21 protein-coding genes are annotated in these 17,847 nt (G+C 67.2%); 15 read left to right on the plus strand and 6 right to left on the minus strand.

What is annotated here, in order from left to right; all coding sequences use genetic code 11:
• Positions 1–318: 318 nt before the first annotated feature.
• From urtA to ACFXHA_RS24855, 7 genes are all read left to right on the plus strand, one after another.
• A complete protein-coding gene (gene urtA, locus ACFXHA_RS24825) occupies positions 319–1,554 on the plus strand; it encodes an urea ABC transporter substrate-binding protein (protein WP_379360722.1) in 1,236 nt (411 codons plus the stop codon).
• 112 nt (positions 1,555–1,666) lie between these two features.
• On the plus strand, positions 1,667–2,551 hold the full coding sequence (gene urtB / locus ACFXHA_RS24830) for an urea ABC transporter permease subunit UrtB (RefSeq protein ID WP_379360589.1): 885 nt from the start codon (positions 1,667–1,669) through the stop codon (positions 2,549–2,551).
• A complete protein-coding gene (urtC, locus tag ACFXHA_RS24835) occupies positions 2,548–3,657 on the plus strand; it encodes an urea ABC transporter permease subunit UrtC (protein WP_379360591.1) in 1,110 nt (369 codons plus the stop codon). The genes urtB and urtC overlap by 4 nt, the downstream gene beginning before the upstream one ends.
• Positions 3,657–4,466, plus strand: coding sequence for an urea ABC transporter ATP-binding protein UrtD (urtD, locus tag ACFXHA_RS24840; protein ID WP_379360593.1), 810 nt, complete (start codon positions 3,657–3,659; stop codon positions 4,464–4,466). The genes urtC and urtD overlap by 1 nt, the downstream gene beginning before the upstream one ends.
• Complete coding sequence (gene urtE, locus ACFXHA_RS24845) at positions 4,450–5,142, plus strand: urea ABC transporter ATP-binding subunit UrtE (protein ID WP_379360595.1); 693 nt, start codon at positions 4,450–4,452, stop codon at positions 5,140–5,142. The genes urtD and urtE overlap by 17 nt, the downstream gene beginning before the upstream one ends.
• A gap of 11 nt (positions 5,143–5,153) precedes the next feature.
• A complete protein-coding gene (locus tag ACFXHA_RS24850; protein WP_379360597.1) occupies positions 5,154–5,924 on the plus strand; it encodes a GntR family transcriptional regulator in 771 nt (256 codons plus the stop codon).
• Between the two features lie 64 nt (positions 5,925–5,988).
• Complete coding sequence (locus ACFXHA_RS24855) at positions 5,989–6,519, plus strand: carboxymuconolactone decarboxylase family protein (protein ID WP_379360599.1); 531 nt, start codon at positions 5,989–5,991, stop codon at positions 6,517–6,519.
• Between the two features lies 1 nt (position 6,520).
• Here ACFXHA_RS24855 and ACFXHA_RS24860 read toward each other — a convergent pair whose 3' ends face one another.
• Both ACFXHA_RS24860 and ACFXHA_RS24865 read right to left on the minus strand, forming a co-directional pair.
• Positions 6,521–7,162: a GNAT family N-acetyltransferase gene (locus ACFXHA_RS24860; protein ID WP_379360601.1), complete on the minus strand. Its 642-nt coding sequence runs from the start codon at positions 7,160–7,162 to the stop codon at positions 6,521–6,523.
• 102 nt (positions 7,163–7,264) lie between these two features.
• Positions 7,265–8,044, minus strand: coding sequence for a TetR/AcrR family transcriptional regulator (locus ACFXHA_RS24865; RefSeq protein WP_379360603.1), 780 nt, complete (start codon positions 8,042–8,044; stop codon positions 7,265–7,267).
• 123 nt (positions 8,045–8,167) lie between these two features.
• Here ACFXHA_RS24865 and ACFXHA_RS24870 point away from each other — a divergent pair, with 123 nt between their 5' ends.
• From ACFXHA_RS24870 to ACFXHA_RS24890, 5 genes are all read left to right on the plus strand, one after another.
• Entirely contained in the window at positions 8,168–8,545 is a 378-nt protein-coding gene (locus tag ACFXHA_RS24870; RefSeq protein ID WP_379360605.1) for a VOC family protein, read from the plus strand.
• A 110-nt stretch (positions 8,546–8,655) separates the two neighbouring features.
• Positions 8,656–9,231, plus strand: coding sequence for a dihydrofolate reductase family protein (locus ACFXHA_RS24875; RefSeq protein WP_379360607.1), 576 nt, complete (start codon positions 8,656–8,658; stop codon positions 9,229–9,231).
• Between the two features lie 15 nt (positions 9,232–9,246).
• On the plus strand, positions 9,247–9,600 hold the full coding sequence (locus ACFXHA_RS24880; protein ID WP_379360609.1) for a YciI family protein: 354 nt from the start codon (positions 9,247–9,249) through the stop codon (positions 9,598–9,600).
• 199 nt (positions 9,601–9,799) lie between these two features.
• Complete coding sequence (locus tag ACFXHA_RS24885; RefSeq protein ID WP_379360724.1) at positions 9,800–11,032, plus strand: RNA polymerase sigma factor; 1,233 nt, start codon at positions 9,800–9,802, stop codon at positions 11,030–11,032.
• Positions 11,033–11,194: 162 nt separating this feature from the next.
• Positions 11,195–11,698 (plus strand): transglycosylase SLT domain-containing protein, encoded by a 504-nt coding sequence (locus ACFXHA_RS24890; RefSeq protein WP_379360611.1) that lies wholly within the window; start codon positions 11,195–11,197, stop codon positions 11,696–11,698.
• A 59-nt stretch (positions 11,699–11,757) separates the two neighbouring features.
• Here the strand turns inward: ACFXHA_RS24890 and ACFXHA_RS24895 are convergent, their stop codons facing one another.
• The gene (locus ACFXHA_RS24895) at positions 11,758–12,609 is read right to left on the minus strand and encodes an SDR family oxidoreductase (RefSeq protein WP_379360613.1); all 852 of its coding nucleotides are present in this window, start codon (positions 12,607–12,609) and stop codon (positions 11,758–11,760) included.
• 105 nt (positions 12,610–12,714) lie between these two features.
• On the opposite strand from ACFXHA_RS24895, the gene ACFXHA_RS24900 reads away from it, so the two are divergent.
• On the plus strand, positions 12,715–13,113 hold the full coding sequence (locus ACFXHA_RS24900) for a winged helix-turn-helix transcriptional regulator (protein ID WP_379360615.1): 399 nt from the start codon (positions 12,715–12,717) through the stop codon (positions 13,111–13,113).
• A 22-nt stretch (positions 13,114–13,135) separates the two neighbouring features.
• Positions 13,136–13,615 (plus strand): nucleoside deaminase, encoded by a 480-nt coding sequence (locus ACFXHA_RS24905; protein WP_379360617.1) that lies wholly within the window; start codon positions 13,136–13,138, stop codon positions 13,613–13,615.
• Between the two features lie 69 nt (positions 13,616–13,684).
• On the opposite strand, the gene lpdA is transcribed toward ACFXHA_RS24905, so the two are convergent.
• The 3 genes from lpdA to ACFXHA_RS24920 form a co-directional block, all read right to left on the minus strand.
• Positions 13,685–15,088, minus strand: coding sequence for a dihydrolipoyl dehydrogenase (gene lpdA / locus ACFXHA_RS24910; RefSeq protein WP_379360619.1), 1,404 nt, complete (start codon positions 15,086–15,088; stop codon positions 13,685–13,687).
• A 123-nt stretch (positions 15,089–15,211) separates the two neighbouring features.
• A complete protein-coding gene (locus tag ACFXHA_RS24915) occupies positions 15,212–15,517 on the minus strand; it encodes a nuclear transport factor 2 family protein (protein WP_379360621.1) in 306 nt (101 codons plus the stop codon).
• A gap of 59 nt (positions 15,518–15,576) precedes the next feature.
• Positions 15,577–16,599, minus strand: a complete 1,023-nt coding sequence (locus ACFXHA_RS24920) for a dipeptidase (protein ID WP_379360623.1) — start codon at positions 16,597–16,599, stop codon at positions 15,577–15,579.
• Between the two features lie 78 nt (positions 16,600–16,677).
• On the opposite strand from ACFXHA_RS24920, the gene ACFXHA_RS24925 reads away from it, so the two are divergent.
• Positions 16,678–17,778 (plus strand): AraC family transcriptional regulator ligand-binding domain-containing protein, encoded by a 1,101-nt coding sequence (locus ACFXHA_RS24925; RefSeq protein WP_379360625.1) that lies wholly within the window; start codon positions 16,678–16,680, stop codon positions 17,776–17,778.
• The last annotated feature ends 69 nt before the right edge of the window (positions 17,779–17,847 follow it).

The raw sequence follows: 17,847 nt of genomic DNA on the forward strand, positions 1-17,847 counted from the left end.
CACCGAATCGAGCCGGTGTCTGCTTCGCAGGCACCGGCTCGCACCGTTTCAGGACCCTGATCTGCGCGGATTCCTCCGTCACCCCCGGCGAACCCCGATGCGGTGAGCAGAAATTCACGTCTACGCAACAGTAGACATCCGACCTTCACCGACAGTCATTCCGGCGCAACACTTCCCGTTTACCGTTCCGTCTCACGAATACAGCCGTTGTATACGCGGCGGTATTCGCAAGCGGCGCAGGTGGCGTCGACGAACATCGTGAAGTGAAGGATCCGCCCCATGCATGACTCTTCCCGCCGGGACAGGGCTTCCCGCCTGATGAAGGCGATCACCATTCCGACCGCGCTGGCACTATCGGCCGTCATGCTCGCCGGGTGCGGGTCGCGTGACAGCGACACCGCGTCGGGCTCCAATGCCAAGTCCTGCGTGGACACCTCGAAGGACACCATCAAGATCGGTTCGCTGCACTCGCTGACCGGCACCATGGCGATCAGTGAGGTGACCGTCGCCAATGCCACCAAGCTGGCGGTGGATCAGATCAACGCCGCGGGCGGCGTGATGGGCAAGAAGCTCGAGGTGGTGCTCGAGGACGGCGCCTCCGACCCGAAGACCTTCGCGGAGAAGGCCGAGAAGCTGGTCAGCTCCGACTGTGTGGCCGCGGTGTTCGGCGGCTGGACCTCGGCCTCGCGCGAGGCCATGAAGCCCAAGTTCGAATCCCTGAATTCGCTGCTGTACTACCCGGTTCAGTACGAGGGCCTCGAGGACTCCAAGAACATCTTCTACACCGGCGCCACCACCAACCAGCAGATCATCCCGGCGCTGGACTACCTCAAGCAGAAGGGCATCACGTCCCTCTACCTGGTCGGCTCGGACTACGTCTTCCCGCAGACCGCCAACCGCGAGATCAAGGCGTACGCCAAGGCCAACGGCATCGAGATCAAGGGCGAGGATTACGCGCCGCTGGGCTCGACCGACTTCTCCACCATCGTCAACAAGGTGCGCAGCGCCAAGGCCGGCGCGGTGTTCAACACCCTCAACGGTGACTCGAACGTCGCGTTCTTCCGCGAGTACGCCAACGCCGGCCTGAAAGCCGCTGACATGCCGGTGGTTTCGGTGTCCATCGCCGAGGAAGAGGTCGGTGGCGTCGGCGTGCAGAACGTCGCGGGCCAGCTGACCGCCTGGAACTACTACCAGACCGTCGACTCCCCGGCGAACAAGGCGTTCGTCGCCGCCTACAAGGCCGCCTACGGCGCCAACAAGCCCACCTCCGACCCGATGGAGGCCGCCTACACCTCGGTCTACCTGTGGAAGGCGACCGTCGAGAAGGCGAAGTCGTTCGCCGTGGCCGACATTCAGAAGGCCGCCGACGGCGTCAGCTTCGACGCGCCGGAGGGCACCGTCACCATCGACGGCTCCAACCACCACATCACCAAGACCGCCCGCATCGGCGAGATCCACCCCGACGGCCTGATCTACACCGTCTGGGATTCCGGCAAGCCGATCCAGCCGGACCCGTACCTGAAGAACTACACCTGGGCCGCAGGTCTCAAGTAATTCGGCGACCGCCGATGAGGGGCGGCTGGTGCGGATCGCGTGAATCTCTCACCGCGCGAATCGCACCAGCCGTACGGCGTTCTCCACCCATAGAGCTCGAGAGGTACTGATCATGGATGTGGCTGTCGGACAGCTCTTCACGGGGCTGAGTCTGGGCTCGATCCTGCTGCTCGCCGCGCTGGGCCTGTCGCTGACCTTCGGTCAGATGGGCGTCATCAATATGGCGCACGGTGAATTCATCATGGCCGGTTGTTACACCACTTATGTTGTGGAGCAACTGATCTCGTCGACGGGCGTGGCACTCATCGTGTCGCTGTTCGTCGGCTTCCTGGTCGGCGGACTGCTGGGCGCGGCCCTGGAAATGGGCCTGATCCGCTGGATGTACGACCGTCCGCTCGACACCCTGCTGGTCACCTTCGGTGTCGGCTTGGTGCTGCAGCAGGCGGTCCGGGACATCTTCGGCGCGCCCGCCAAGAATGTGGTCGCCCCCGACTGGCTGACCGGCGGCCTCACCATCGCGGGCACCGTGGTGCCCAAGACCCGCATCTTCATCATGGTGCTGGCCGTGGTGGCGGTGATCGCACTGGCCACCGCGCTCAAGACGACCCCGCTGGGCCGTCGCATCCGGGCCGTCGTGCAGAACCGGAGTCTTGCCGAAACCTCCGGTGTCTCTTCACGTCTCACCGATATCAGCACCTTCTTCATCGGCTCCGGCCTGGCCGCCGTGGCCGGCGTGGCGCTGACCCTGATCGGTTCCACCAGCCCCACCATCGGGCAGTCGTATCTGGTGGACGCCTTCCTGGTAGTCGTCATCGGCGGCCTCGGGCAGATCAAGGGCACCGTCATCGCGGCCTTCGGGATGGGCCTGCTGAATTCGTTCGTCGAGTACTCGACCACCGCGACGGTCGCCAAGGTGATCGTCTTCATCGTGGTCGTGATCTTCCTGCAGGCGCGCCCGCAGGGCCTGTTCACCGTCCGCACGAGGAGCCTGGCATGACCACCATCCAGCGCCTGAGCGCCAGTAGCTCACTGAAAGCCTTGGGCGGCTTCGTCATTGCCGCCATCGTCCTGTTCGGTCTCGCGCCCGCCATGCTCACCGATTTCCGGTTGAGTCTGCTGGCCAAGTTCCTCTGCTTCGCCATCGTCGCGGTCGGCATCGGCCTGGCCTGGGGGCGCGGCGGCATGCTCACCCTCGGGCAGGGCGTGTTCTTCGGCATCGGCGCGTACATCATGGCCATGCACCTGCAGATGGCCGACGCCGCCAAGGCGCACGAGGACGTGCCGGAGTTCATGACCATCGCGGGCGTGGACAAATTGCCTTCGTACTGGCAGCCTTTCGAGTCCGCACCGGTGGCGCTGCTCGCCATTCTGGTGCTGCCCGCCGCCATGGCCGCGGTCCTGGGTTTCGGCGTTTTCAAGCGCCGGGTCAAGGGCGCGTACTTCGCCATCCTGAGTCAGGCGCTGGCGGCGGCGCTGGCGATCCTGCTCACCGGGCAGCAGACCATCGGCGGTTTCACCGGATTGAGCGACTTCCGCTCGTTCTTCGGTTTCCGCCTGGACGATCCGGTCAACCGGCGCATGCTGTTCTTCATCGCGGCGGCCACCCTGCTGATCGTGGTGGCGGTGGCGCGTCAGCTGATGCGCAGCCGCTACGGCGAACTCCTTGTGGCCGTGCGTGATCAGGAGGAGCGGGTCCGCTTCCTCGGTTACGACCCGGCCAATATCAAGATCGTCGCGTACGTGGTGGCCGCCTTCTTCGCGGGCATCGCGGGCGCGCTGTTCACGCCGATCGTCGGCATCATCTCCCCCGCCGACATCGGCGTGGTCCCGTCGATCGCCTTCCTGATCGGGGTCGCCATCGGCGGCCGCACCACCCTGCTCGGCCCGGTACTGGGCGCGATCGGCGTGGCCTGGGCGCAGACGAGCTTCTCCGAGCACTTCCCGTCCGCGTGGACCTATTTCCAGGGTGCGCTGTTCATCGTGGTGGTCGGCTTCATTCCGGCCGGGCTGGCCGGACTCGGGCCCATGGCAAAGCAATTGCTGGAGCGAGTGCGGTCCGCGCAGCGGCAGACCCTCGCCGTCGGAGAGAAGGTGGAAGCCTGATGGCCGAGTACCTCGAAATCAGCAAGCTGTCGGTCAGTTTCGACGGTTTCAAGGCCGTCTCCGAGGTGGATCTGACCGTCCTGCAGGGCGATCTGCGCTTCCTCATCGGACCCAACGGCGCGGGCAAGACCACCCTGATCGACGCCATCACCGGCCTCACCCCGGCCACCGGTTCGGCGCGCAAGAGCGGCACCGAACTGATCGGCCGCAAGGTGCATCAGATCGCCCGGCTCGGAGTGGGCCGCACCTTCCAGACGGCGAGCGTGTTCGAACAGCTCACCGTGCTGCAGAACCTCGACATCGCCGCGGGCGCAGGACGTTCCGCGCTCACGCTGCTGCGCCGGCGCAAGTCCGTGCTGCCCGCCATCGAGGAGGCCCTGGACACCATCGGCCTCGGCGCGCTGCGCGACAAACCCGCGGGCGTGCTCGCGCACGGGCAGAAGCAGTGGCTCGAGATCGGCATGCTGCTGGTGCAGAACGCCTCGGTGCTGCTGCTGGACGAACCGGTGGCGGGCATGAGCGCCGAGGAGCGCGAGGAGACCGGAAACCTGTTGCGCCGCATCGGCGATGAGCGGGTGGTCATCGTGGTCGAGCACGATATGGACTTCATGCGGGCCTTCGCCAATTCGGTGACGGTGCTCGCGGGCGGGCGCGTCCTCAGCGAGGGCAGCGTGGAGCAGGTGCAGGCGGACCCGAAGGTGCAGGAGGTCTACCTCGGCACCGCCGCGGCCGGTGACCTGCCGCCCACGGAGACAGCGCAACAGGAATCGGACGACGCGAAGGAGGCCGCGGATGCTGGAACTCGTTGACCTACACACCGGCTACGGCCGCACCGAGGTGATTCACGGTGTGTCCCTGACGGTTCCGGATAACGGCGTGGCCGCCATCATGGGCCATAACGGAGCCGGGAAGACCTCGCTGCTGCGCGCGGCGGTCGGCCTGCTGCCCGCCAAGTCCGGGCGTATCCGCTTCGACGGTGAGGACATCACCAAGATGTCGCCGTCACGGCGCGTCAAGCGCGGCATCGCCTACGTTCCCCAGGGGCAGCAGAGTTTTCCACAACTGTCCACAATGGAGAACCTGCAGGTGGTGGCCGACGGCCGCAAACGCGGTAAAGAACTCGTCGAGGAATCGCTGACCCTGTTCCCCGCACTGCGGGAACTGCTGACCCGCAAGGCCGGACTGCTGTCCGGCGGCCAGCGTCAGCAACTGGCCATCGCGCGCGCCCTCATCACCGAACCGAAACTGCTGATCCTCGACGAGCCGACCGAGGGCATCCAGCCGTCGGTGGTCGCCGAGATCGAGCGCACCATCATCGAACTCACCGCGCGCGGTGGTTTGAGTGTGCTGCTGGTGGAGCAGCACATCGGTTTCGCGCTGCAGGCCGCCCAGCAGTTCTATGTGCTGCGCTCGGGCCGGATCACCTCCTCGGGGGCCGGTGGTGCGGGCGCGGAATCCGCTGTGCGTCTGGCCATGGCGATCTGATCGGACCGCACGTGAACGCGCGCAGGGGGCGTATTCCGTTGTCCGAGCGGGTCTACCGATCGCTCCAGCGCGATCTCGCGGCCGGGCTGCTGGTGCCGACCGAACGGCTCGGCGAGGAACGTCTCGCCGAGACCTACGGCGTCTCCCGCACCCCCGTCCGCGAGGCGCTGGCCCGCCTCTACGCCGACGGCCTGCTGGAACGGCATTCCGACGGCCTCTACCCGTACCGCCCCCGGGTGGACGAACTCGGCGACCTCTATGAACTTCGAATCGTGCTGGAGGCCAGGGGAATCCAGCGTTTGCAAACCACCCCGGCCTGCCAGCCCGAAGCACCGCCCGCAGGGACCCACCCGGAATCACCCGATCCCACCACCCCACCGTCCACGGCCAGCACCCCCGACACCAGCGCGGTACGCCGTGAACTCGAAACCTGGCGGCGCATCCGCGAACACCCGCCCGAGCCGGGAGCCGCCCTCATCGCCGCCGACGAACAGTTCCACACCACCCTGCTGCTGGCCGCGGGCAATACCGCCCTGGCCGATGCCCTCTCGACGGTGTACGCCCGGGTGCGCCCGGTCCGCGCCCTCGACATGCCGACCCCCGGGCGCATCGCCGCCATGGCCGACGACCACATCGCCATTGCCGAACACCTGCTCGCCGGTGATTTCGACACGGCGCTGCGCACCCTGCTGGCGCACATCACCAGTTCCCGGGCGCACGTCCTGACCCGGGCCCGGCGCGCGCTGGAGCTCACCAAACTCGCCCGGGCGGTGCGGGAATGACCCGCCACGCGCGTCCCGCCTGGCGGGTGGCCCAGACAGGGTGTTGACTAGAGGGATGGTGTCGATGGAGCCACGCATTGCCCCTGGTCGTCTGCGCGAACTGGGGCCGGTGAACTGGGTTGTCTGGCAAGCGCTTTCCCGTGCGGCGGGGACGGACGACGCCCATCTGTTCAGCACCCTGGGCCGGACCGGCGGCCTGTTCCGGGGTTGGCTGCACTTCTCCGGCCGACTCATGCCCGGCGGCAAACTCCGCCGCTACGAGTCGGAACTGGTCATCCTGCGCGTCGCCCACCTGCGCCAATGTGATTACGAGATGGACCATCACATCCGTTTGGGCCGCCGCGCGGGCGTCACCGCCGAGATCCTGGACCGCCTGCGCGAGGGCCCGGCGGCCGCGGGCTGGACCGACAAGGAACGCGCGCTACTGACGGCGGTCGACCAGCTCGTCACCGCCCGCGACCTCGACGACGCCACCTGGCAGTCTCTCGCCGCCCATTACGACGAGCGCCACCTCATCGAAATCGTGCTCCTCACAAACCAGTACGAGGGCCTCGCCAGCACCATCACGGCGCTGCGCATCCAGACCGACCACTGACTCAATGCCGCAGGCGGTACACCGGCTGGGTGGCCACCTCGGGAATGGGTTCGGTCGGCTGGATGTGGTGCGCGAGGCGGGCGTGCAGGTGCATGTCGTGCCAGCCGTCGGCATGCAGGCCCGCACTGCGGTTGATCCCCTCGAGGATGAAGCCGGATTTGTGGGCCACCCGGCAGGATTGGGCGTTGTGGATGGAATGCCGGAGTTCGAGCCGGTGGAAACCGGCCACCTCGAAGGACCAGCGCACCAGCGCGTCCACCGCGCGCGGAGCGATGCCGCGACCGCGCGCGGCGGGCACCACCCAGTAGGCCACCTCTGCCTCACCGTGCCAGAGCTCCATGTGATGCAGGGACGCGCGGCCCATCAACCGGCCGCTACGACTGTCCGCCACAGCCCAATTCGCGACCGTGCCACTGGTCCAGGAGCGCGACCAGTCGTCCACCCAGTCGGCGGCCTCCTCCAGCGTGTCCGCGGTGCGGACATGCCAGCGGCGGATCGCCGGGTCCTGGAAGGCCCCGTACACCTCGGGCCCGTCACGGCGTAGCCACGGCCGCAGCACCAGCCCGGCTCCCACCGGGAGCACCGGCTGCGCTGCCCGCGTGAAGGTTTCGGTGGCGACGATTGCCGGGGCTGCTCGCGGCATAGCTGGAATTCTGCCCGTGATCGACCGATCCGCGCGGCGAAATTGAGACCATCGTCCCGATCGGTCTGTGTCGCGCGAATTGTCCGCGCGGTCAAACAACGGTCAGGGCCTGGGGTTTTCGATCAATACGGCCAGTCCGTCCAGCACCCGGGCCAGCCCGAACTCGTAGGCGTGATCCGCGTTGTAGGCGCTGTCGTGCGCCTGCCCGGCGACCGCGCCGACCCGGGCCGCCAGCGGGTAGCGGTCGGTATCGAAGACGCGCGCCAGCAGCGGGGCCGCGCGCTCCCACCACTCGCGATCGGACTGCCCGCTCTCGGCGGCGGCACGCGCGGTGTCGATGGCGAGCTGCGCGGTGGAGGTCACGAAGCCCAGCACATAGGTGAGGGCGGCGTCCATCTCCAGATCGCCGAGCCCGAGCCCGTCGAAGGCGCGCAGCTCGTGGTCGTATTTCGCGGCGACGCCGGGACCCAGCGGCGGGCGCGTGGTCGGCAGGTATGCCACCCACGGATGTGCCGCCAGCAGTGCGCGATTCTCGGCGGCGATGGCGGAAACCCGCTCTCGCCAGGTCATTTCACCGAACTCGTGGCGTGGCATGTGCTGGTAGACGGTGTCGAGCATGAGGTCGAGGAGTTCGGTCTTGCCCGGCACGTAGGTGTAGGTGGCCATGGGCGTGATGCCCAGCTTCGCCGCCACCGAGCGCATGGTGAGCGCCGCCAATCCGTCGGTGTCGGCGATCTCGAGGGCGGCCGCGATGACGGCGTCGAGGGTGGTGCGCTGCTTGGGTCCGCGCGTGGATCCGCCGGATCCGGGTTCTCGCCACAGCAATTCCAGCGTGCGCACCGGGTCGCCCGCACTGCTGCGTTCCCCGCCTTTCGCGGCCATTCGCCTCACCTCCGCCGCCGATCGTATCGGTGTGCCGGTCGTCACATTGCAGCCCGTCGGGAATTTACGTACAAAGTACAGCGTACTTAGTACAGAGTTGATTGGTACCAACTAGGAGGACCCTTGAAGATCACCGCTTCCACCATCTCCCTGAACGTGCCCGATCCGATCACCTCGGCGAAGTTCGTCATCGACCACCTCGGTTTCACCGAGAAGATGTCCGCCGACGGCTTCGTGAACGTGGCCCGCGAGGACGCGGCGTTCGAAATCGCCTACCTTCGCACCGGCCTGAGCAGCTTCCAGCCGGAGCACATCGCCGGCAGTGCGGGCGAAGGACTGCTGCTCGCCTTCGCCGTGGACGGCGTCGACGCCGAATACGCTCGCCTGCAAGAGGAGGGCGTACCGATCGTGACGGCCATCCAAACCGAACCCTGGGGACAGCGCTTCTTCCAGGTGAGCGATCCGAACGGCATCATCATCGAACTGTTCCAGATGGTCTGACCGAAAACCGCTGACGAAAGTTTTCCGCCGACCGTGTCGATTCCCGTCGACCCCGATCGAGGAGTAGGCAAGGACCGAGCCGGTCCCGCACCTCGACGGAAGGATCACCGATGCGCAAGGTAGTGGCTTTCTCGCACATGACCCTCGACGGCTTCGCGGCCGCACACACCGGAATGGGACTGGAGTGGACGGGCCACGGCTACAGCCCCGACCTCGCCGACTTCCACGACCAGCGCATCCGCGCCGACGTCGGCACCACCGTGTACGGCCGCAAGACGTTCGAGGGCATGCGCGATCACTGGTCGACGGTCCCGGACAACCCGGAGGCCACCGCGCACGATCTCGAGCACGCCGAATGGGTGACCGATATCGACAAGCTGGTCTTCTCGACCACGCTCGAGTCGCCCGGCTGGAACAACACCCGCATCATCGGCAAGGACGCGGCCGCACGCCTCGCGGAACTGAAGGCCGAAACCGGTGACGCCCTGGTCATCTACGGCAGCCCGACCCTGGTGCACTTCTTCGCCGAGGCCGGACTCATCGACGAGTACCGCATCGTCATCCACCCGGTGACGATCGGCGCCGGCACCCCGCTCTTCCGCGACAAGTCCGAACTGACCCTGACCCTGCTGGAGTCGAAAACCTTCGATGCCGGTGCCGTTTACGTTCGCTACGCCCTCGCGTAGAGAGAGGATCGAAAAATGCGACACATGGTGCTGATCCGACTGGATCCCAGCCAGGCCCCGGACGGTCCGAGCGAGACGCTGATCGAGGACATGAACACCCTCATCGAAGAAATGACCAAGGCGGGCGTGCTCCTCGACACCGCCGGCCTCGGCGTCGACGAGACCGTCCGCATCCGCCAGACCGCCGGCACCCAAACCGTCCTCGACGGCCCGTTCACCGAGTCCAAGGAGATCATCGGCGGCTACTGTCTGCTGCAGACCCGGTCGACGGAGGAGGCGGTGGAATGGGCAAGCCGATTCCTCCGCGTCCACGGCCCGGAATGGAACCTCGAGGTCGAAGTGCGAAAGATCGAGGGCGGCCAGAACTGAATCCCGCACCCGCCCACGGAGTTCACGCGCCCGGGACGTCCGGCGCGTGACTTCCGGCCCGGCCTCCCCCGGCAACCCGCCGCCCGACGACCCGTCGGACGACCGCGGCTCTGCTGAACCGGACGCGCGCGGTACGGCCGGGCAGGGCGGACACGGGACGGCCGAGCCGCGTGGGCACGAGTCGACCGAGCCCGGGGAGATACGCGCGCGGCGGGCGGTGGAGGCTGCGTGGCGGATCGAGTGGCCGAAATTGGTTGCCGGGTTGACCAGGATGGTCGGGGATATCGCGACGGCCGAGGAGTTGGCGCAGGATGCGCTTGTCGCGGCGTTGGAGCAGTGGCCGGGGGCGGGGGTTCCGCCCAATCCCGGCGGCTGGCTGATGTTGACCGCGAAACATCGTGCCGTGGACCGCATTCGGCGGGACGCGAATTTCGCGCGCAAGCTGGAGTTGCTCGGGCGGGAGACGATTTTCGCCGCGGACGAGCCGAGTGTGCCGGAGCCGGGGATCGCCGACGATCTGCTGCGGATGATCTTCACGGCCTGCCATCCGGTGCTGTCGCCGTCCGCGCGGGCCGCGCTCACCCTGCGCATGGTCGGCGGCCTGACCACCACCGAGATCGCGCGCGCCTATCTGGTCCCGGAATCGACCGTGGCGCAACGCATCGTGCGCGCCAAACGCACCATCGCGGCCAAGCAGGTCCCTTACGAGGTGCCCGAGGGCGCGGAGTTGACCGCGCGGCTGGACTCGGTGCTGGAGGTCATCTATCTGATCTTCAACGAGGGGTACACCGCCACGTCCGGTGAGCGCTGGCTGCGCGCCGAATTGTGCGAGGACGCCCTGCGATTGGCACGCATACTGGCGGGTCTGCTCCCCGAGGAGCCCGAGGCACATGCGCTGGCGGCGCTGATCGAACTCCAGGCGTCACGCACCTCCGCCCGCAGCGAATCCGGCACCGGCCTGGTGCTGCTGCCCGATCAGGATCGCTCCCGCTGGAATCGGCTCTACATTCAGCGCGGTTTCGCGGCCCTCGCCCGCGCGCACACCCTCAACCGCACCCGCGACCGCGAGCCCGGACGCTACGCCTTGCAGGCCGCCATCGCGGCCGTGCACGCCATGGCCCCCACCGCCGAGGACACCGACTGGCGGCGTATTGCCGGTCTGTACGCGATTCTGGCGCAGCGCTTTCCGTCGCCGATCGTGGAATTGAATCGAGCGGTGGCGGTGGCCATGCTGCACGGGCCCGCCGCCGGATTGGAATTGGTGGACGCGGTGGCCGCTCCACTGGACGATTATCACCTGCTGCACGCGGTGCGCGGGGATCTGCTGAGCCGTTTGGGCCGGGAATCGGAGGCGCGCGCCGCCTTTCACCGGGCTGCCGAGCTGACCGCCAATACGACCGAGCGCGAATTGTTGCTGGCCCGCGCCCGCTGAACCTGTGAATCCGCTCTGATCAGGCGTTTCGGCGTGTCGCTCACCCCTTTACCGAATTGCCGGGGCGTACCGTCGATTTCGTTCGAAGACAGATAGGTCTGTTTTTTCGTGGCTTTTTGTGACCACTTGGCGTTGCGGAGAACAACACGGAAGGACCAGGCGTTGCGCGTTTTCGAGAACACCGATAGCCGGCCGATCCGAACCACCCTGCTCGGATTGTTGCTGGCCGCACTCACACCGTTGACCGTCGCCATCGGCAGCGCCGACGCGCGCACCGATATCGCGAGCCCGATCGCGCAATCCGCCGAAATCCCGGCCGCATTGCCGGTGGATCCGGCGAGCCTGCTGCAATTGATGGGCACGGCCCAGCGCTACACCAAACCGACCCTGCAAACCGTGGCCCGATTCATCGTCCCCGACGAACAATTCGCGGCCTTCAACGAGATCATCACGCACGAAAGCAATTGGCAGGTCTTCGCCATCAACCCGACCTCCGGCGCCTACGGCCTCGCCCAAGCCCTCCCCGCGCACAAAATGTTCAGCGAGGGCCCCGACTGGATGTTCAACCCGCTCACCCAACTTCGCTGGGCCTACCGCTACATGGTCTCGCGCTACGGCAGCCCCAACGCCGCCTGGGACTTCTGGCAGGCCCACAACTGGTACTGAGGGCCTGCCGTCCTCCCCGCTCGTCATCCCGGCAGGCTGGAATGACGAGGTAGATGCACTCAGGCCAGGGCTGCGCGGAAGACTTCGGCCACGGGCGTGGACGGACGGCCCAGCAGCTGCTGCAGGTGGCCGGAGTCGACGGTGAGGATGCCGTCGGCGATGCCGGAGTCGGCGTCGGCCAGGACCGCGGCGTAGCCGGCGTCCAGGCCCGCGCCCTGCAGGGCGGCGGCGTAGTCGGCCTGCGGCAGGTCCTGGTAGCTGACCGGCTTGCCGGAGACCTCGGAAATCACCTGCGCCAGTTCGGCATACGTGAGGGTCTCGTCGCCACCCAGCTCGTAGACCTTGCCCTCGTGGCCGTCGGTGGTGAGCACGCGGGCGGCGGCCTCCGCGTAGTCGACGCGGGACGCGCCGGATACCTTGCCCTCGCGGGCGGCACCGTAGAGCGTGCCCGACTCGACCGCGTGGGCCAGGCCGCCGGTGTAGTTCTCCCAGTACCAGCTGTTGCGCAGCACGGTGGTCGGAATCTTCGCCTCGGCCAGCACGGCCTCGGTGCCGATGTGCTCCTGGGCGAGGATCAGCGGGTTCACCTCGGCCTTGGGAATGCTGGTGTACGCCAGCAACTTCACGCCGGCCGCCTCGGCGGCGCGCAGCACATTGGTGTGCTGTTCGACGCGCTTGCCGAACTCGTTGCCGGACACCAGCAGCACCCGGTCGACACCCTGGAACGCCTGCTCCAGCGCCGCCTGATCATCGAAGCTGGCGACCCGCACCTCGGCCCCGCGCTCGGCCAGGTCGGCGACCTTGGCGGGATCGCGGACCACGGCGACCACCGGCTGCGACCCGTCCTTCAACAGCGCCTCGACGACGAGACGACCCAGCTGACCACTTGCTCCGGTGACTGCGACGGTCATGACTACCTCCAAGTTGGAATGAACTGCACTCTCGACGTGTACTAACTAATAGTAAGCACATCCCATTCCCAAACCGCTACCCGAACGGAAGGTAATCTGAAACTCATGACCGAGCGGCCCCCCGACCAGGCGTTCGCGGTCGACCCCTCGCTCGAGGCCGACGTCTTCGCCCGTAACTGTCAGTCCCGTCCCGTCCTGCAGGACGTCGCGAGCCGCTGGGGCGTCCTCGCCCTGGCCGCCCTGCGCGAGGGCCCGTACCGCTTCTCCGCGCTGCGCCGCCGCGTCGACGGCATCTCCGAGCGCATGCTCTCGCAAACCCTGCAGACCCTGGAACGCGATGGCATGGTCAATCGCGAAGTCCAGCAATCCATCCCCCCGGTCGTCGAATACACCCTCACGGACCTCGGCGCGCAGGTAGCAGACCAACTGGTCTCCCTCATCGAGATCCTCGAATCCAATATCGACGCCATCATCGCAGCCCAAACCGCTTACCACCGCGAATAAAATCCCGACGATCAGGAGCCGCATGTCCACCGACACCGATCTGCACTACCTCGAACGTTGCGTGGAACTGGCCGAAGAGGCCCTGGACGCCGGCGACGAACCGTTCGGATCGCTACTGGTCGACGCGAACGGAAAGGTCCTCGCCGAGGACCGCAACCGAGTCTCGGGCGGCGACCAGACCCGCCACCCCGAATTCGATCTGGCCCGCTGGGCGGGCGAGAACCTCACCCCCGAAGAGCGCGCGACGGCCACCGTCTACACCTCCGGCGAACACTGCCCGATGTGCTCGGCCGCCCACGCCTGGGTCGGCCTCGGCCGCATCGTCTACGCCGCCTCCACCATCCAACTCTCCGTCTGGCTCAACGAATTCGGCGTCCCCGCGGGCCCCGTCCGCCCCCTCTCGATCCGAGAGGTAGCCCCGAACATCCCGACCTCCGGCCCCTTCCCCGAACTCACCGACCGCGTCTACGCCCTGCACCGCAGACTGCACCTGGCGGACTGACCGCCGAAAATACGAAAAAGGCCCGCTCCCAGCGTTTTTCGCTGAGAACGGGCCTTCTCGTTTCGAGAATCAGAAGTTGATCATGTGGCCGGCGAGGCCGTGGATCGCTTCCTGGAGCGCTTCCGACAGGGTCGGGTGGGTGTGGACGTTGCGGGCCAGCTCGTTGACCGTGAGGTCCCACTTCTGGGCCAGGGTCAGCTCGGGAAGGAGCTCCGAGACATCCGGGCCGATGAGGTGGCCGCCGATGAGCTCGCCGTACTTGGCGTCGGAGATCAGCTTCACGAAGCCGGTCGGGTCGCCGAGGCCGTGGGCCTTGCCGTTGGCCATGAACGGGAAGGAGGCGACCTTCACGTCGTAACCCTCGGCGCGGGCCTGCTCTTCGGTGAGACCGAAGGACGCGACCTGCGGCTGGCAGAAGGTGGCGCGCGGCATCATCCGGTAGTCGCCCAGGGACTGGGTCTCGGCACCGGCGATGGTCTCGGCCGCCACCACGCCCTGCGCCTCGGCGACGTGCGCGAGCTGCAGCTTGGCGGTGACGTCACCGATGGCGTAGATGCCGGGGACGTTGGTGCGCATGAAATCGTCGATCGCGATGGCACCGCGGTCGGTGAGCGCGACGCCGGTGTTCTCCAGGCCGTAGCCCTGCACGCGCGGCGCGAAGCCGACGGCCTGCAGCACCTTGTCGACCGTGACGGTCTCGATCGCACCGGACTTGTTGTCCTTGATCGCGACGGTGACCTTCGAGCCGTCGTCGTCGATGGACTGCACGGCCGCACCGGTGGTGATGGTGATGCCGAGCTTCTTGTACGCCTTGGTGATCTCCTTGGAGATGTCGGCGTCCTCGTTCGGCAGTGCGCGGTCGAGGAATTCGACGATGCGGACATCCACGCCGTAGTTCTTGAGGACGTAGGCGAACTCCATGCCGATGGCGCCCGCACCCACGATGAGGATGGAGCCCGGCAGGTCGCGGGTGAGGATCTGCTCCTCGTAGGTGACCACGTTGGCGGACAGCGAGGTGCCCGGCAGCAGCTTGGTCTCGGTACCCGCGGCGATGATCACGTTGTCGTACGTGATCTCCTCGGTGCCGCCCTTGGTCAGCGCGACCGACAGCGACTTCGGGCCGGTGAAGGTGCCCTTCCCGTCGAACTCGTCGATCTTGTTCTTCCGCATCAGGAAGTGGACGCCCTTGACCCGCCCGTCCGCGACGGTACGGCTACGGTCGAACGCCGCGCCGAAGTCGAAGCTCGCGGTACCGGAGATACCGAAGGTCTTCGCTTCCTTGGTGAAGATATGGGCCAGCTCCGCGTTCCGCAGCAGTGCCTTGGACGGAATGCAGCCCACGTTCAGGCACACGCCACCCCAGTATTTCTGCTCGACGATCGCTGTTCGCAGGCCGAGTTGAGCGGCGCGGATCGCGGCGACGTAACCGCCGGGACCAGCGCCGAGAACGACGACATCGTAGTGGGAAGTCACGCGTTCGAGACTAGACCTGTTGTCCGATGCTCACTTCGGCATCCCCCGCCCACGTGAGACGTGGAACACGTGAGAGCGGTCACGATTGCCCGGATTCCGCTCAGGCCTGCACTCCTTGCGCTCTCAGGCTTGCCCGGTCTCGAAGCGACTGACCAGTCCATCTCGGACGGTGAACCGCCACGCCGTCCGCATGGCTCCCCAGCGATCATTCGAGTAGTCCGCCACGAATTCGGTCGGCCCGCCGATCGATTCGACCTTCATGCGCCCGTTGGTCGCGAAGATCTCCGATTCGGTCCACTGCGCGAGATTCCGTTCCTGACCGTCGTCGCTCATGCTGGCGTCGGCGGTCAAGGTCTTGAAGAAGGCTCCGGAGTCGCCCGCGTTCACGGCGTCGACGAACTTCTGCACGGTCGGGTCGAGCTCTGTCATCGCTGCATCCCTCTCGATCGGCGAGCCGGACAGGACAATCGAGCAACCTGCGGGCGAGTCTAGTCCCGCCACACCTGCCGGGCGACGCGCGCGAAGTTGCCGCCGAAGACCGCCGCCCGATCGGCTTCGGAGAACCCGCGCGCGGCCAGTTCCGCATCCAGTCCGGGCCCCTCCGCGAGGCCGAGCAGATCTTCCGGCGGCACCCACGTCAGCGGGCCGTACTTGGTGAACTCCTCGGAGAAGACTTCCGGCATCGACCCGATGACCGCGTTGAACTCATCGCCGTCGAAGGAGAAGTCGGAGGCGACACCGATGTGCTCGATGCCGAGCAGTTCCGCGCCGTAGGCGACGTGGTCGGCCATGGCCGCGACCCGTTCGGCGCGGGCGTGAGCCTCATTGCGCCCCAGGAAGATTCCGACCCCGTTGATACCGATCACCCCGCCGGTGGCGGCACACGCCTTGGCCTGATCGTCGGTGATATTGCGCGGATGAGCCCACAGCGCCGCGAAATTCGAGTGGCTGTAGATCATCGGCACGGTCGTGGTCTCGGAGATTTCGAGCCCGGTGCGCCGTGAGCAGTGCGACCCGTCGGCGAACACCCCGACCTCGTTGAGCTTGCGGATCAGATCCCGCCCGTACCCGGTGAGCCCGGTGTCCTCGGTGTCGAGGCAGCCGCAGCCCGCCGCATTGGCGTAGTTGTAGCTCGGCAGCAGCGACCGCAGCCCCAACTCGTAGAACAGCTCGACATTGTCGAGATCCCCCTCGAGCGGCGCGGAGTCCTCGAGGTCGAAGGCCAGCGCCACCGTGGATTCGGTCTCCGCCGTCGGCACCTCGGGCCAGGCGTCCTCGATGCTGTGCACCAGCCGGAACCGCTCGTCGGTCAAGGCATCTCGCCGGAACTGCGTAACCAACTCCAACGATTCCCGCGTGGTCTGCGGCGAATACCCGATATTCACCGACAAATACGAACCGGTCGGATACCGAAGCAACTCGGTCACATCCGCGGTCGGCAGCAGCGGCAAACAGCAATGCTGCTCCCACAGCCGGGGCCGCCCGGCCCCCGAACTTTGTTGCGGCGACACCGAACCTCCTCGCGGACGGGCTTCGAAGCCGCAATCCTACCGATCGGTGTGAGAAGCACCATCACTACTGTGGGACCGGTGGATCCGCTCGACCGCACGGTCTCGACCCAGCTGCTCCGCTTGGTCCGCGACGCCGCCCGGCAGGCCGGAGCCACCCCGGAACAACTGGCGGGCATCCACGGCCTCGACGAGCAGACCCTCGCCGGTGAGCTGAACCGGATACCCCTGGACTCCCTGATTCGCCTGTGGGAGTTGATCGCCCACCTCCGCCCCGGCCCCGGCGCGGGAGCCGCCGTAGCGGCCGCCGCGCCCCTCGGCGTCCTGACCACCTGGGACTACCTGGTAACCACCGGTTCGACTCTCGCCACAGCGCTGCACGCCGCGCAGCCGTACCACCGTGTGGTGACGGCCGCGGGTGAGAGCTTCGAACTCTCCGGCGCCGATCGCGACCCGGCGGGCCCGGACTCGGAACTCATGGGCCACAACCCAGAACCGGTGGGCACCGGCGAACTCACCGTCGGCTACCGGACCACCGCGGGCGACCCGGCGGTGTCCGCCGCGGTCAACGAATACGTCCTCGCCTACTACCTGCGCCGCGCCCGCGAAGCGACCGGACGACCGGTGCGGGCCGCGCGTGTCGCCTTCGGACATCCCGCACCGCAACGCTATTCGAACCTGATCGAGGTCTTCGGCACCGACCGCATCGAATTCGGCGCGCCCGCCGACAGCATCACCTTCCACGCCGCCGACGCCACCGCGCCACTCCAGCGCGCCGACCCAACCCTCGGCGCTCTGCTGCGCAGCCACGCCGATCTGGTGCTAGCGAGCTCCCGCGCCCTGCCCGGCCCACTGGAAGCCTTCCGTACCGCCCTCGCCGCAGCCCTCGACGCCGAAGATCTCACCCTGGACAGTGTGGCCCGCAGACTGCTGCTCAGCCGTCGCTCACTACAGCGCCAACTCGCCGACCACGGCACCACCTGGCGTCACGAGGTCGACCTGCTGCGCTACGAGCGCGCCGAAAACCTGCTCGCACAGGGCCGTTCGACGGCGGTGGTGGCAGCGCGGCTCGGCTTCACCGACGATCGGGCGCTGCGCAAGGCGTTCCGGCGCTGGCGCGGCACCACACCGACCGGCTTGACGGCGGCACCGCGGACCGGCACGACCGACGACCGGCCCTGATAACCCTGCCAGTACGGCCGCCCCGCACGTCCCCGATGGCGTCGTAGACGTCCTGATCCAGCGCCGGAC

Source organism: Nocardia sp. NPDC059240, from assembly GCF_042753865.1.
Lineage (GTDB): Bacteria > Actinomycetota > Actinomycetes > Mycobacteriales > Mycobacteriaceae > Nocardia.